This is a genomic window from Micromonospora sp. NBRC 107095 (genome assembly GCF_030269705.1).
GTDB classification, from domain to species: Bacteria; Actinomycetota; Actinomycetes; order Mycobacteriales; family Micromonosporaceae; genus Micromonospora; species Micromonospora parva.
The window spans coordinates 2166037-2180370 of sequence record NZ_BSTU01000001.1 but is presented as its reverse complement, the minus strand read 5'-3'; the positions used below and the strand labels follow the sequence as shown (position 1 = coordinate 2180370).

At 69.0% G+C, this 14334-nt stretch carries 10 protein-coding genes; 5 read left to right on the top strand and 5 right to left on the bottom strand.

Features of this window, described 5'->3' with window-relative positions:
- Positions 1-389: 389 nt before the first annotated feature.
- The 3 genes from QSK15_RS10210 to QSK15_RS10200 all read right to left on the bottom strand — a co-directional run bounded on the left by QSK15_RS10210 (position 390) and on the right by QSK15_RS10200 (position 3924).
- Complete coding sequence (locus QSK15_RS10210; RefSeq protein ID WP_285793920.1) at positions 390-1856, bottom strand: endo-1,4-beta-xylanase; 1467 nt, start codon at positions 1854-1856, stop codon at positions 390-392.
- A 478-nt stretch (positions 1857-2334) separates the two neighbouring features.
- Positions 2335-2811, bottom strand: coding sequence for a tetratricopeptide repeat protein (locus QSK15_RS10205; RefSeq protein WP_285794378.1), 477 nt, complete (start codon positions 2809-2811; stop codon positions 2335-2337).
- A 114-nt stretch (positions 2812-2925) separates the two neighbouring features.
- Positions 2926-3924 carry a PaaX family transcriptional regulator gene (locus QSK15_RS10200; protein WP_285793919.1) on the bottom strand — a complete coding sequence of 333 codons (999 nt, stop codon included), beginning with the start codon at positions 3922-3924 and terminating at the stop codon, positions 2926-2928.
- Between the two features lie 265 nt (positions 3925-4189).
- On the opposite strand from QSK15_RS10200, the gene QSK15_RS10195 reads away from it, so the two are divergent.
- Positions 4190-5539 (top strand): extracellular catalytic domain type 1 short-chain-length polyhydroxyalkanoate depolymerase, encoded by a 1350-nt coding sequence (locus QSK15_RS10195; protein ID WP_285793918.1) that lies wholly within the window; start codon positions 4190-4192, stop codon positions 5537-5539.
- A gap of 86 nt (positions 5540-5625) precedes the next feature.
- Here the strand turns inward: QSK15_RS10195 and QSK15_RS10190 are convergent, their stop codons facing one another.
- Together QSK15_RS10190 and QSK15_RS10185 are read right to left on the bottom strand one after the other, a co-directional pair.
- Positions 5626-7191 (bottom strand): arabinofuranosidase catalytic domain-containing protein, encoded by a 1566-nt coding sequence (locus tag QSK15_RS10190; RefSeq protein WP_285793917.1) that lies wholly within the window; start codon positions 7189-7191, stop codon positions 5626-5628.
- Between the two features lie 181 nt (positions 7192-7372).
- Positions 7373-9169, bottom strand: coding sequence for an RICIN domain-containing protein (locus QSK15_RS10185; protein WP_285793916.1), 1797 nt, complete (start codon positions 9167-9169; stop codon positions 7373-7375).
- A 339-nt stretch (positions 9170-9508) separates the two neighbouring features.
- Here QSK15_RS10185 and QSK15_RS10180 point away from each other — a divergent pair, with 339 nt between their 5' ends.
- The 4 genes from QSK15_RS10180 to QSK15_RS10165 are packed head-to-tail and all read left to right on the top strand — an operon-like array spanning position 9509 to position 14327.
- Positions 9509-10747, top strand: coding sequence for a sugar ABC transporter substrate-binding protein (locus tag QSK15_RS10180; protein ID WP_285793915.1), 1239 nt, complete (start codon positions 9509-9511; stop codon positions 10745-10747).
- Between the two features lie 18 nt (positions 10748-10765).
- A complete protein-coding gene (locus tag QSK15_RS10175; protein WP_285793914.1) occupies positions 10766-11737 on the top strand; it encodes a carbohydrate ABC transporter permease in 972 nt (323 codons plus the stop codon).
- Positions 11734-12558: a carbohydrate ABC transporter permease gene (locus QSK15_RS10170; protein WP_285793913.1), complete on the top strand. Its 825-nt coding sequence runs from the start codon at positions 11734-11736 to the stop codon at positions 12556-12558. Before QSK15_RS10175 ends, QSK15_RS10170 begins: the two co-directional genes overlap by 4 nt.
- 56 nt (positions 12559-12614) lie before the next feature.
- Positions 12615-14327 (top strand): amylo-alpha-1,6-glucosidase, encoded by a 1713-nt coding sequence (locus QSK15_RS10165; RefSeq protein ID WP_285793912.1) that lies wholly within the window; start codon positions 12615-12617, stop codon positions 14325-14327.
- Positions 14328-14334: the final 7 nt, after the last annotated feature.

The following is a 14334-nucleotide window of genomic DNA, read 5'->3' as shown; positions in this document are numbered from 1 at the left end:
CCACGAGCGGAGAGCCGCGGGTGTCCTGGCGTGCGTGCCGGCGTCGTGGTGGTGGCGTCAGCACGTTTGGGGGTGTCGTGCGGGCATCCTGCGGCGTACGGCGCACGTCGATGGCGATGCCGCGATCCGGGCTTCGGAGCAGGCCGCATCGAGCCGTGCGACGCGACGTCCTGCCGCGTGGCCCGCTGCTGAAAATTAGCGGCAAAGACGTCATACGTCAAATGACTGTCATCGATTCGAATCGTGGCCCGAAACGACTACCTGATGGTCACGGTGGCCCGCCCCCACCCGGGGACGGACCACCGGTCGGGACACCTCGCCGGGGCGGGCGCCGGCCGGATCCCGGTCGGCCGGCGGCCCTCTCTCCCCAGCTCAGGCGGTGTCAGCGGTTAGCCGATCCGGACCAACTGCCACTGCTGGTTGGTGCCGCCCCAGTCGGCGTACTGCACGATGTTGCCGCCGTCGGCGGTCGATGCGCCCTGCACCTCGACCGCCTTGTTGCTGTTGCGGTTGATCAGCCGGACGTAGCCATCGGACGAATTGGCGAGCCGGAACTGCTGGTTCGTGCCGTTGAGGTCGGACCACTGCACGATCGCGCCGCCGTCGGCGGTGGAGAAGTTGCTGACGTCCAGCACCTTGCTGGAGTTGCGCGCCTTCACCCGGTAGTAGCCGCCGCCCGAGTCCACGAACTGCCACTGCTGGTTGGTGCCGTTGTTGCGCGTCCACTGGCTGATCCGCGCGCCGTCGTTGGTGGCCGAGGCGTACACGTCCAGTGCCTTGCCGCTGTTCCGGTTCAGCAGCACGTACCAGGCGCTGGTGTCCACCCCGGTGCCCGGCGGCGGCGTGGTGGGCGGGGTGGAGCCGCCGTTGAGCGCGTCCAGGACGGCGTTGTACGCGGCCTTCTTGTTGCCGTTGCAGTCGAACAGCAGCGCGTTGTCGGAGCCACGCCACGAGTCACAGTCGCGCACACCCCAGGTGGTGATGCCGGTGCAGCGCGAGACGGCCAGGCAGGCGCGGGTGACGGCGGCGTAGATGTTGGCCTGGTTCCCGCCGGTCATCACGTCCAGCTCGGTGATCTGCACATCCACACCGAGGTCGGCGAAACGCTGCAGGTTCGCCTGGTAGTCACCGGCCAACGAGGTGCCCAGGTGCGACTGGAACCCCACACAGTCGATCGGCACACCACGGGACTTGAAGTCCCGCACCATGTTGTAGATCCCCGTCGACTTCGCGTTGATCCCGTCGGTGTTGTAGTCGTTGTAACACAACTTCGCACCCGGATCCGCCGCCCGCGCCGCCCGGAACGCCGCCTCGATCCAGTCGTTACCGGTGCGCTGCAGGTTCGAGTCCCGCCGCCCACCCGAACCACCGTCGGCGAACGCCTCGTTCACCACGTCCCACGAGTGAATCTTGCCCCGGTAGTGCGTGGCGACCTGGGTGACGTGGTTGATCGCGGCGTTGCGCAACGCGCTGCCGGACATGCCCTGCGCCCAGCCCGGCTGCTGCGCGTGCCACAACAGCGTGTGACCCCGCACGCTCATGCCGTTGGCCTGCGCGTGGCTGACCAGGCGGTCACCAGTGGAGTGATTGAACACGCCCTGCTGCGGCTCGTTGGAGGCCCACTTCATCTCGTTCTCGGCCACGACACTGTTGAACTCACGGTTCAGAATGGTCGTGTAGGCGCTGGTCGACAGCTTGTTGACGGCGACGGCCGCGCCGAAGTAGCGGCCCTTCTCGGCGGCGGCCGCCTTCAGGGTCGTGCCGGCGCCGGCTGCGGGAGTCAACACCACGGTCATGCCGGTGGTGAGGGCGACGGCGAGGGTCGCCGCCGCCAGCAACGTTCTCGGTGATTTCATGTCGTTCCTTCTCAGTGGGTGCATCGGTGGTGGTGATGTGCCACTTCAGTCAGGACGGCCCCTGGTGCCGGCGCACATGGTTGGGGAAGGCGTTCGCCGGCACCGCCGGGAGCCCTGGGGTGACGTCCGCCTGCCCGGATGGGACGCCGAGATCCGAGAAACGACGCGTAGGGCCCGCCCGGTGAACCCAACGAAACGATCGTCCTCTATATCGAGAGTGAGCGATAACATGTCGTTCGTCAAGACGAAATGAGCCGTTCACGCCGACGCGCCGGAACGCCTCGCTCCGATCACCACCCGCCGCCTGCGAGGATCCGCGTCGCTCGCCGCGCGACCTGCCGGAACGGCCGCCCCACGGCGCCACCGGAAGACGCCTGAGGGTGGCTCTGTTATCGCTCACAGCTAGCGAGCGAGACCGGGACGGGCGGCGGCGGGGCAGGCGGTCCGGCGACCAGAGGTCCTTGTCGGCAGCGCGCGCCTACGTGGGGGGCAGCTCCCGCGCCAGCCGATCCAGACCGTCCCTGATCAGCTGCCCGTAGGCGTCATCGCCAAGCGCGCCGATCCCTGCCTGCGCACGCTGAAGGCACTCGCGGGCCCGGTCGATATCGCCGAGCTTTCGGTAACACTCACCCAGGTTGAGATGCAACGACGGATACAGAGCCGCCACCGACATCGGCACCCCGGCCCGCGCGACCCGGTCATCGGTGAGCAGGCCGGCCGCTGTCAGCGCCCGCTCGTCCCAGACCAACTCCTGGCGCACGTCGTCCTGAACGTCGGCCATCGAGTGCGCCAGAACGCAGACATGCAACGGATCGCCTCGCTCACCATCGATCTCATCCCAGATCTGCGCGAACACGTCACGGGCAGCCTCACGCCGACCCTGCTGATGATGCAACTGCACCGCTTCATTGATGCGAGCGAGGGTCTCATCAATGATCATCGGTAACTCCTGCATGCTCACCTCGACGATGGCACGGATCGTACGTGCCCCGACGCCCAGCGGCAGCCCGCCGAGCCGTCCACGGCCGTAGACCCGGGTGCGCCACCGGCAAGATCCACGTAACTCTCGTCAGCCGGCAGAGCCGCCGTGCCCATGCTCGGCCAGGCTCGCCTCGACGCGTACACCGGCGAGCATGTCGGCGGTGGTGTGTGCCCGGATGTCGGGCTGCGTGCCGTCGGCAAACCGGGCGACGACCGCCCGAACGTGCCGCTCGGCGGGCGCGGCGAGGCCGTCGTAGACGGCCGCGAACAACTCCTGCGCCGGCCTCCGGAGCCACCCCTGCGGAAGAAGCTCCAGGGGCAACTGCGGATCGAGTACGGGGAACCGCCGGAAGGTGTCCATCACCTCGGTACGCGCCCGCACCGCGGCAACCCCGTCGACCTCCCCGGACACCACAGCGGGCAGCAGCGGCGTCCAGCGCCGGAGGAACGCGTCGTAGCTCCGACTGATCGCCTGGATGTCCCAGGCCTCGATCGGGGCACGATGAGTCGCCGAGCCGAGCGGGGTCTGTCGGCCGCGAAACACCGTCACGGCACCGAGGGTGAGCTGGTCTAGCCGAGCCCGAGCCGGAGCGTTCAGTTCGCGCGGCGAGATCCACAGCCCGTCGTACAGCGGCGCGTAGCCGAGCCACCGCAGCTGAGCCCGCAGAGCCCGTCGCTGCGTGCTCAGCTCCTGCGGCAGCGAGAAGGCGACGACCGTCCAGCACCCGTCCCATCGCACCGTCGAGGTGGTGGAGGCGAGGATCCAGTGAGCGCCTGCGGAGAGGCTGGCCGCCGCCGCACGGCTGAGGCGGTATGAGCTGCGGCGTCCCAGTCGGCTGCCCTCCAGCACCCCGCGGCGGGCCAGCCGGCTGATCGCGGTGCGCGCCCCGGCCGTCGTCACGCCGGTCTCTCCGAGCAGCGCCACGATGGCGGCGGACGGCAGGGAGACACGGGTCCGCAGGGTGTAGTCCGCCAACAGGGTCACGGCGACCCCCTGGGGGGAGTTGCCCACCTGCCGCCTGGGCAGCCGGAGTTCGTGATCTCCGTCGTCCGGATATATCTCGTCGATGTCGAACGGGCTTGCCACAGGCGCTCCGTGCTCTTCAGGGACGGTGTGACGACTGTAGACGGATCGCCGCTCCCCGCCGAGCCCCGGGACCGCTTCGCAATAGAGAGACTTCGATTGACACTTGTCGGTCCGAGGGGAACACTAATTGCCATGCAATGCCGTCCGGAGCCGGGCAGGGCAAGCCACAGGTAGCGGGCAGGCGCGATCACGCGGGAACCGGGCGCACCCGCTGACGGATCGCGCGACCAATCCCAGCCGAACCGGCAATCGAAGGAGTCGTCCGTTGAGAATCAAGAGAAAACTGCTGCTCGCCCTCGCCGTGCCGCTGCTGACAGCCGGCCTGCTGGTCCCCGCGCTCCGACCCGCGTACGCGGCGTCGCTGACCGAGGTGACCAGCTTCGGGGACAACCCGGGGCGGATGCGCATGCACGTCTACGTGCCGGACAACCGCCCGGCCCGGCCGGCGGTCGTGGTGGCCATGCACGGCTGCGGGGGGTCCGGCCCCGGCTTCTACTCCGGGAGCGAATTCGCCAGCCTGGCGGACCGCTACGGATACATCGTCATCTACCCGTCCGCCACCCAGCAGGCCGGGTTCGGCAACTGCTTCGACACCTGGTCGGACGCCGCCAAGCGACGTGGCGGCGGCAGCGACCCGGTGTCGATCATCTCCATGATCCGGTACGTGCAGCAGCAGTACGCGGCCGACGGGGACCGGGTCTACGCCACCGGCAGTTCGTCCGGCGGCATGATGACAAACCACATGCTGGCGCTCTACCCCGACGTGTTCAAGGCCGGCGCCGCGTTCATGGGCGTGCCGTTCAACTGCTTCGCCAACGCGGCGGACTACCCGCCCGGCAGCAGCCAGTGCACCGGCGGGAACATGAACCGGACCCCGCAGCAGTGGGGTGACGCGGTCCGCCAGGCGTACCCCGGCTACTCCGGGACCCGCCCGCGCGTGCAGCTCTGGCACGGCACCAACGACACGCTCGTGCCGTACTCGCTGCTGCAGGAGACGATCGAGCAGTGGACCAACGTGTTCGGCCTGAGCCAGACACCCACCTCCACCGACACGCCCCAGGCCAACTGGAACCGGCGTCGCTACGCCGACTCCAGCGGCACCGTCCAGGTCGAGGCGTACAGCATCCAGGGTGCCGGGCACAGCCTGCCCTCCGGCGGAATGGCTGCCGCCGCCCTGCAGTTCTTCGGCCTGACCAACCCCACGACGCCGCCGCCGACCACCCCGCCGCCGACGACGCCACCCCCGACCACGCCACCGCCCACCACGCCACCGCCCACCACGCCACCGCCGGCCAACGGCGCGTGTCGGGTGAGCGTCGCCGTCAACGCCTGGAACAACGGCCTGACCGAGAACATCACCATCACCAACACCGGCACCGGTGCCGTCAACGGCTGGTCCCTGGTCTTCACCCTTCCGAGCGGGCAGACCATCACCTCGGGCTGGAACGCCACCTACTCACCCAACTCCGGGCAGGTGACGGCCCGCAACGTCGCCTACAACGGCGGCATCCCCGCCAACGGCTCGGTGACCATCGGCTTCCAGGCCACTCACAACGGCAACAACGCCCGGCCGCCCTCGTTCACCCTCAACGGCGCGTCCTGCACCATCGCCTGAGACCAGGCTGGCTGGCGTCGACGAGACCGTGCGCCGGTCACCACGCAGGTGGTGACCGGCGCACGACCCGTTCCGGCGCCACCGGGTCAGCGGTAACCGGCGCCCACCACGCTGGCCTGCACCGCGTTCTCGGTCGCGTCGGACGGGTAGCCGGCGACCATGGCCCCCTCGTAGAAGGTGCCGGCGCTCAGGTTCGCGCCGCCGTCGGGCTTGCAGCAGTCACCACCACTGCCCAGGATGATCGCGCCCTGCTTCTTCATCGGGCTGTACCCGGGCGGGAGCGAGCCGTCGTACAGCGTGTAAAGGCTGCCGGACTGCGCGTCGCTGCCCTTGATGGCGAAGCGGGTCGTGCCGTTGTTCTTCAGCGTCGCGGTCACGAACTTGCTGGTGAAGGCACGCTGGTTCGGGTTCCAGGTCTGGCTGCCACCGGGGAAGAGGCCCCACTCCAGGTCCGCCTGCACCCAGGGCCCGCTGCCGGAGCAGCCACCGAACCAGCACTGCTTGCTGAAGTTGATGGCGTCCATCGCGCCGGCGGCGTCGGCCTTGCGCGTCGTCTCGCTGTTGCCGTAGTCGAAGCAGCAGCCGCTGTTGACGTGGGTCCCGCTGGTCACCATGTACATGCCCTCGGGCGCCGCGCCGGTCGGCACGCCGGTCAGGTGCCCGTCGCGCCAGTAGCTGTTACCGGGATTGATGTAGAGCGAGTACGCCTTGGCCCCGCCCACGGTCAGCGACTCCGAGGTCGCGATCGCCGGCTTGCTCTGCGGCGAGCCCGGCACCACGCTCGACCCCTGGTACCAGAGATCGTTACCACGCCCGGACTGGTCGAAGACCACAGTGATTACGCAGGTCGTGCCGGCGCAGAACGAGTCCTGCGTCGCCGCGTTGGCGGTGCCGCCGGTTGCCGTGAGCCCGATGTTGCGGGTCGTGTTGTCCGACGAGCGTCGGACCTGGTACAGGTTGCCGGCGTACGCCTCGTAGAGCGCTCGCGTGGTGCTGTGCGCGGCGATGCACGGGGTGCCGCCGGAGGCGTAGATGTCGCACGGGCGCGCGCCGGTGGGCGGGTTGGTCGGCGGCGGGGTGGTGGTCGGCGAGGCCCACTGCTGGTTGGTGCCGCCGTTGCAGGCCCAGAGGATGATCTTGGTGCCGTTGGCGGTGGCCGCGCCGTTGGCGTCGAGGCAGAGCCCGGACTGCACGCCGGTGACGGTGCCGTTGCTGTTGACGTTCCACTGCTGGTTATTCTGACCATTGCAGTCCCAGATGATCACCTGGGTGCCGTTGGTGGTGCCCCGGCCGGAGGCGTCCAGGCACTTGTTGCCGTACACCTGGAGTTGCTGTGTCGACGTCCAGGTCCAGCTCTGGCCGGCGCTGCCGTTGCAGTCCCAGAGTTGCGTCTGGGTGCCGTTGGTGGTCGTGGAGTTGGGCACCTCGAGGCAGCGGCCGGATGCGGTACCGATGATGGGGGTGCTCTGCCCCGGCTGAATGGCGGCCGCGGCGGCTGCCTCGGCGGACGGCGACGAGGCGCCCGGGGTGGCGCCGATGCCGACGAGAACGCCGACCAGAGCGCCCGCCACGGCGGTCAGCCGTCGGGCGCGATGACGTCTCGGGATGAGGTCACGGGCCTTTCCTGGCCCGATGGGGGACGGGGTTCGCACGGGGTGCTCCTCGGATGTCGTGGAGGCGCGGGGAATTGTCGATGCGCCCTGTCGGTGGTGGCGGCGAATCGATTCGCAGCGAATCGTATGACCTTTGAAGAATTTATGTCAATGAATGCAATGTGGCGTGACGCGCTGGCCGTTGGACCGACGGCCAGCGCGTCACCCTTTCCCGGGACGCCTACCGCCCCAGAAGCCGCCACGTCTGGTTCAACGGGCTGCCCTGGCTGGCCGCCCGGCAGGTCCACTGGTGCACCTGCGCGCCGGCCGCCGTGGAGACCGCGTTGACATCGACGCACTTGCCACTGTGCCGGGCGATGAGTTGGTAGTCGTGCGAGTCGTTGCCGGAGTAGGTCACCTTGCGCAGCGTGAACTGCTGGTTGGTGCTGTTCAGACAGGTCCACTGGTGCACGGCCGCGCCGTCGGCGGTGGACACGCCGCTGACGTCGAGACACTTGCCGCTCTGCTGGTTGACCACCGTGTAGGTGTTGGCCACGCCGGCCACCGGCCGGAAGTTCCAGAGCTGCTGGTCACCGCCGTCGCAGTAGTTCTGCTGCTGGACGTTGCCGTCGGCGGTGCTCAGCCCGGCGTTGTTCAGACACTGCTGGGAGTGTTGGGCCACCGCCACCGACTGGAAGCCACCGTCCGAGGGAGGCAGCAGCGTGACGGTGTAGGTGTCGGTCTGGTTGGTGTACGGCACTGTCACCGTCGCGTTGTTGTTGGAGACCGTGACCACGCTGTTCGAGACCGTGACCGGCCCCGGCACGGCGCCACCGCCGTTGTGCGGGATGCGTTGGGTGACGACCCGGACCTGGTTGTTCTGCACGATGCCGCTGGTGGTGTCCAGGCGTTGCAGGTTGACGGTCAGGTTCCCGGTGGTACGACCACCGCCGATGAGCACCTTCGCCGACCCGGCCGTCTTCGTGGCGTACGCGTCGTACGACTGGCTGGGGGTCACCGCCGCGTTCTCCCCGACCTGGGAGGCGTAGTAGCGGTAGTTCCACCACTCCCCCTTGGGCTGGTGCTGGCCGGCCGAGTTGCGGATCAACAGGTTGCCGAGGTCGTTGTGCAGACTGCCGCCGCTGGCCCAGTTCGCCCGCAGGCCGTCGGCCCGGGCCCGCTCCAGACGCGCGATGTACCAGGCGCCGTCGGCCGGGTTCTGCTCGTCGGGCGCGCCGTACTCGTTGATCTGGTACGGACGCGGGTGGGCGATGCCACGCGGGTCGAGGGTGGCGTTGGCGGCGGCGACGTTGGCGACCGGGTCACCGGGAAGCGAGTGCCAGCTGATGATGTCCGGCACCGTGTTGGTCGAGCGGACGAAGTCCAGGTACTGGTTCCAGAAGGCGTGCGTGGTCGACGGCACGCAGGCGCAGCTCGGCCCGACGATGAGCTGGCTGGGGAACTCCGCCCGGATGCGCTGGTAGGTCCGACGCCAGAGTTCGAGGTACTGGGAGATCGGCCGGTTCCAGAAGATGGTGATGTTGGGTTCGTTCCAGATGTCCCACTGCACCGACAGGCCGGACGCCCGTACGTCGCTGATCAGGCGGGTCAGGAAGTTGTCGTAGTCGGTCCAGTTGCCGTTGTCACCGGGGAAGCGCGAGATTCCGGCACCGTCGGCGCCCCACAGGTCGTGCGGCAGGATGATGAACTTCCCGCCGAGGGACGTGGTCCGGCGCGCCTGGGCGAGGGTGGAGTTCCAGCGACGGTCGTAGGTGCCGCCGACCCAGCCACTCCCCGGAAGCTGCGCACCACCGGCGCGCATGTACTGGAACTTGACGTCCCGGTAGAAGTGGTCGGCGGGGCCGCTGGCGTTCTCGGTCATGCCGTAGATCCAGCCGGACGCGCGGTAGGTCGGTGCACCGCTGGTGGTGGAGAAGTTGACACTGATCGACTCGTCGGCGGCCTGGGCGGGGGACGCGACGACGGTGACGGCGGCTGCGGCGGCGAGCAGGCCGACGACGAGTCGGGCCGCGGACACGCGGGCTCGTCCTGACCTGCTGCGGGACGGGGTTTTCACGGGCGGCTCCTTGGTGGGGCGCGGGGGACGCTCTCCGGAGGGCAGCGCTTGCGAATCGATTCGCACGGATCGTAGGACCACGAACTGAACCATGTCAATGAGATGACGGTGCGGTGACGTCCACGTTGCCCAGCGATCCTCCCTGAGCGAGCGACTGGCTCTTGACCCCCGGGCACGGCCAGACCTATCTTCGGGCGAACCGATTCGTCGAATCGATTCGCCTCATGGTTGGACTGGTCCAACCATGAGGCGATCAACCCACCCACCCCACCTGACGATCGATTTGAAGTGAGGCACCAGATGACCGGACTCAGTCGTCGGCGGCGCCTGGCCGCCGTCGCCGTGATAGCTCTCGCCGCAGTGACGGGCAGTGCCTGCTCGTCGTCCACCGACGGCCCCGCCGACGAGGGTGCCTACCTCGTCTGGGACCCGTATCCGCAGTTCGCCGACGACTCCGAGTGGGTCGCGCTGCTCAAGAAGTGCGGCACCTCCGCCGGAGTGACCGTCGAGCGAACCGGCTACGACACCACCGACCTGACCAACAAGGCACTGCTCGCCGCCCAGCAGGGAAACTCACCGGACGTGCTGATCGTCGACAACCCGGTCATCTCGACGCTGGCCGAGGCCGGTGCGCTCACCACCACCGACGACAACAAGCTGGACGTCTCGGCCATGGAGAAGAACCTGCTCGGTGCCGGCCAGAGCGACGGCAAGACCTACGGGGTGCCGATCGGGGCCAACACCCTCGCCCTCTACTACAACAAGGACCTGCTCACCGCCGCCGGCGTCGATCCCGCCACCGTCACGGACTGGACGTCGCTGACCGCGGCACTGACCAAGGTCAAGGCCAAGGGGAAGAAGGGCATCACCTTCTCCGCGATCGGCACCGAGGAGGGCAGCTTCCAGTTCCTGCCCTGGTTCTGGGGCTCGGGGGCCCAACTGACCAGTCTGGACTCGCCGCAGGCGGTGTCCGCGCTGACGCTCTGGACCGACTGGCTCAAGCAGGGCCACGCCCCCAACTCCGTCATCAACAACACCCAGACCACGAGCTGGCAGGAGTTCGCCACCGGCGACTACGCGTTCGCCGAGAACGGCACCTGGCAGTTGGCGAACGCGGAGAAGCTTCCCTTCGCGTACGGCACCATCCCGGTCCCGGCCAGCGCGGGCGGCCCGGCCCCGGCGCCCACCGGTGGTGAGTTCGTCTCCATCCCGGTGCAGAAGAAGACCAGCCGGTACGAGACGTCGCAGAAGCTCGTCACCTGCCTGACCAACGCCGACAACCTCCTCACCACGGACACCACGCTCTCCTACGTCGCACCTGTCGCCGCCGTGCAGGAGCGACAGGCGACCGCGGACCCGAAGCTCAAGGTCTGGGTGGAGGCGGTCCGGGCAGCCAAGGGCCGCACCGGCGACAACCTCGGCACGAAGTACCCGAAGATCTCCGAATCCCTGTGGACGGCGGTCCAGGCGGCCCTCAGCGGCGGGAAGTCGCCGCAGGAGGCGCTGACCGCCGCGCAGACCGCCGCCTCGACCAGGTAAGCGATCCGAACCGACACCATGCGCGCCACGACAGAGACCTCCACTGCCGTACGGGACCAGGGTGGGGCGGCGAGCACCGCCCCACCCGGGCCTCCCCCGTCCCGGGCCCGCCGGCCCCACAGATGGTTGGCCTGGGGCTTCCTGGCACCGGTGACCATCTACCTGGCGGCCTTCTACGCCTACCCGCTCTATCGCAACGTCGAGTTGAGCCTGCGGGAGTACACCGTCCGCTCGTTCGTGCAGGGCGGGGCGCCGTTCGCCGGCCTCGACAACTATCGGACGGTCCTGACCGACCCGGCGTTCTGGCCCACGCTCACGCACACGGTGGTCTTCACCGCGGCCTCGCTCGCCTTCCAGTTCACCATCGGGATGGCCCTGGCCCTCTTCTTCCACCAGCACTTCCCGCTGTCACGCACGCTGCGCGCGCTGATCCTCGTACCGTGGCTGTTGCCGCTGATCGTCTCGGCGTCGACCTGGTCGTGGCTGCTCAACAGCGACTCGGGGCTGGTCAACGCGGCGCTCGGCGTCGTCGGGATCGGTCCGGTCAACTGGCTCACCTCACCGGGCTGGTCGCTCACCTCGGTGATCATCGCGAACGTCTGGATCGGCATCCCGTTCAACCTGGTGGTGCTCTACAGCGGCCTGCAGGCGATCCCGGCGGAGATGTACGAGGCCTCCGCGCTCGACGGCGCGACCGGGTGGCAACGGTTCTGGGGGATCACCTTCCCGCTGCTGCGTCCCGTCTCCGCGATCACGCTGCTGCTCGGGTTGATCTACACGCTGAAGGTCTTCGACATCATCTGGATCATGACCAGGGGTGGCCCGACCGGCTCCTCCGCCACGCTCGCCACCTGGTCGTACCGGCTCGGCTTCGGCAACCTGCTGCCCGAGTTCGGTCCGGGCGCGGCCATCGGGAACCTGCTCATCGTGCTGGCGCTGATCGCCGGCCTCGTCTACATCCGGATCGAGCGGAGGCAGCAGCTGCGATGACCACCTCGACGCCCCGGGCCTGGTGGAAGACCGGCGTCGGCCTGGTGCTGACCGGGCTGATGCTCTTCCCCGTCTACTGGATGATCAACGTGTCCTTCACCCGGGACCAGGACATGCGGGCCAGTCCCCCGCACCTGTTCCCCACCAACGGCACCCTGGACGGCTACCGGGCGGTGCTCGACCAGCAACTGCCGTACCTCGGCACCAGCTTCCTGGTCGGCCTCGGCACTGTGGCGCTGACAGTGGCACTGGCCGCCCCCGCCGGCTACGCCCTGGCGAAGCTGCGGCCGCCCGGGGGGCCGGCGCTGAGCTTCGTGCTGCTGATCGCGCAGATGATCCCGGGAATCATCATGGCGATGGGCTTCTACGCCATCTTCCTCACCCTCGGCGTCCTGAACACGCTGCCCGGCCTGATCCTGGCCGACACCACGCTCGCGGTGCCGTTCGGCGTCCTGATCTTCACGGCCTTCATGTCCGGCATCCCCGACGAGTTGCTCCAGGCCGCCGTGGTCGACGGCGCCGGTCGACTGCGGACCTTCTGGTCGGTGGTGCTGCCGGTCAGCCGCAACTCGATCGTCACGGTGTCGCTGTTCGCGTTCCTGTGGTCCTGGTCGGACTTCATCTTCGCCTCGACCCTGGCCGGAGGCGGCGACCACCAGCCGATCACCCTCGGCATCTACCACTACATCGGCAACAACAACCAGCAGTGGAACGCCATCATGGCCACCGCCGTCGTCGCCTCGGTTCCCGCCGCCGTCCTGCTGATCCTGGCCCAGCGCTACGTCTCGATGGGCGTGACCGCCGGCGCCGTCAAGGACTGACCATCCGCGGCGGTCGAGGACCGACCACCCGCACCACAGAAAGGCACCCGCCACCCATGACCGTCGCCCCGTCCGGTCCGGAGTTCGGAATCCAGGACATCCCCTTCAGCTACCGAGGATCCTGGTTCAACATCTCCCCGGTGGTAGCCGAGAAGACGTACGCCGACGATCTGCACCTGGTCTCGCACCAGACCGGGCTGCACCCCGTCCTGCGGCTCACCCCCACCGTCGCCGGCACCACCGTCGTCGCCACACCCACGGTGCTGACCTGGCACCACGGCACCGGCCGGATCGAGGCCGTCTACGACGGGCCGGACACCCTGCGGATCCGGGGCCACCGGCTCGGCCTGCGGGTGGCCGCTGCCGCGCACACCCTCACCCCGTTCAGCGGCACCTACCTGTACGCCGACCCGGTCGACGGGTCACACGTGTTCACCTCGTACGAGACCGGTCGCCGCTACCGGGTCACCGTGCTCTCCGGCGCTCTGTCGCGGACCGACGGCGCGCAGGCGCTCGGCACCGCCGACCGGTCCGTGGACCTGCCAGGCGACCAGCCCTGGGAGATCGCGATCGAGGAGTACGCCACGGCACGCCGCCCGTACGCCGGATCCGTCGCCTTCGAGCGGTTGTGCCGTGACCGGATGGCGGAGTTCACCGCGTTCGTCGACGCCATCGCGCCCTGGCGGGGTGCGGAGACCCCGGCCGCCGAGCTGGCCGCGTACGTCCTGTGGTCGGCCACCGTCGCTCCGGCGGGTTTCGTCACCCGACCGGCCGTGCTGATGTCCAAGCACTGGATGGACAAGGTGTGGAGCTGGGACCACTGCTTCAACGCGATAGCCCTGGCGGCCGGCGAGCCGGAGCTGGCCTGGCACCAGTTCCAGCTGCCCTTCGACCACCAGGACGAGACCGGCGCCCTGCCCGACTCGGTCACCCACTCCGAGGTCCTGCACAACTACGTCAAGCCCCCCATCCACGGCTGGGCCCTGCGTCACCTGCGCCGACGCCTTCCCGTGCCGCCGGACCGGGCGGCGCTGGCGCAAACCTACGACCGGCTGGCGCGCTGGACCGGGTTCTGGCTCGACGCGCGGCGGGCCCCCGGCCACGACCTGCCGCACTACCACCACGGCAACGACAGCGGTTGGGACAACGCCACCACCTTCGACGACAACCGGGTCCTCGAGACGGCCGACCTCGCGGCGTTCCTGGTGTCGCAGCTGCGCTGCCTCGCCGACCTCGCCACCGAGCTGGGTGAGCCCGCCACCCGCTGGTCCCGGGAGGCCGACCGGATCCACGCTGCCATGCTGCGCGAGCTGTGGGACGGGGAACGTTTCCGCGCCCGTGACCCCCGTACCGGGCACCGGCGATCCAGCCGCAGCCTGCTCGACCTGATGCCCGTCGCGCTGGGGGCCGACCTGCCGGCCCCGGTCGCCGCCGCGTTGGCGCGAGGCGTCGAAACGCACCTGACCACGCACGGACTGGCCACCGAGCCGACGGACTCAGCCCACTACGTGGCCGACGGCTACTGGCGTGGCCCGATCTGGGCACCGTCCACGGTGCTGGTCGAGGACGGCCTGCGCCGGGCCGGGCAGACCAGGATCGCCGACGACATCAGCCGACGATTCCTCGCCCTGTGTGAGAAGTCCGGCTTCGCGGAGAACTTCGACGCCGAGACCGGCACCGGCCTGCGGGACCGGGCGTACACCTGGACCGCGAGCAGCTATCTCATCCTCGCCGCCGCCGCGGAGCAGCGTCGGGTCAGGGGTGGGTAGCCGGTTC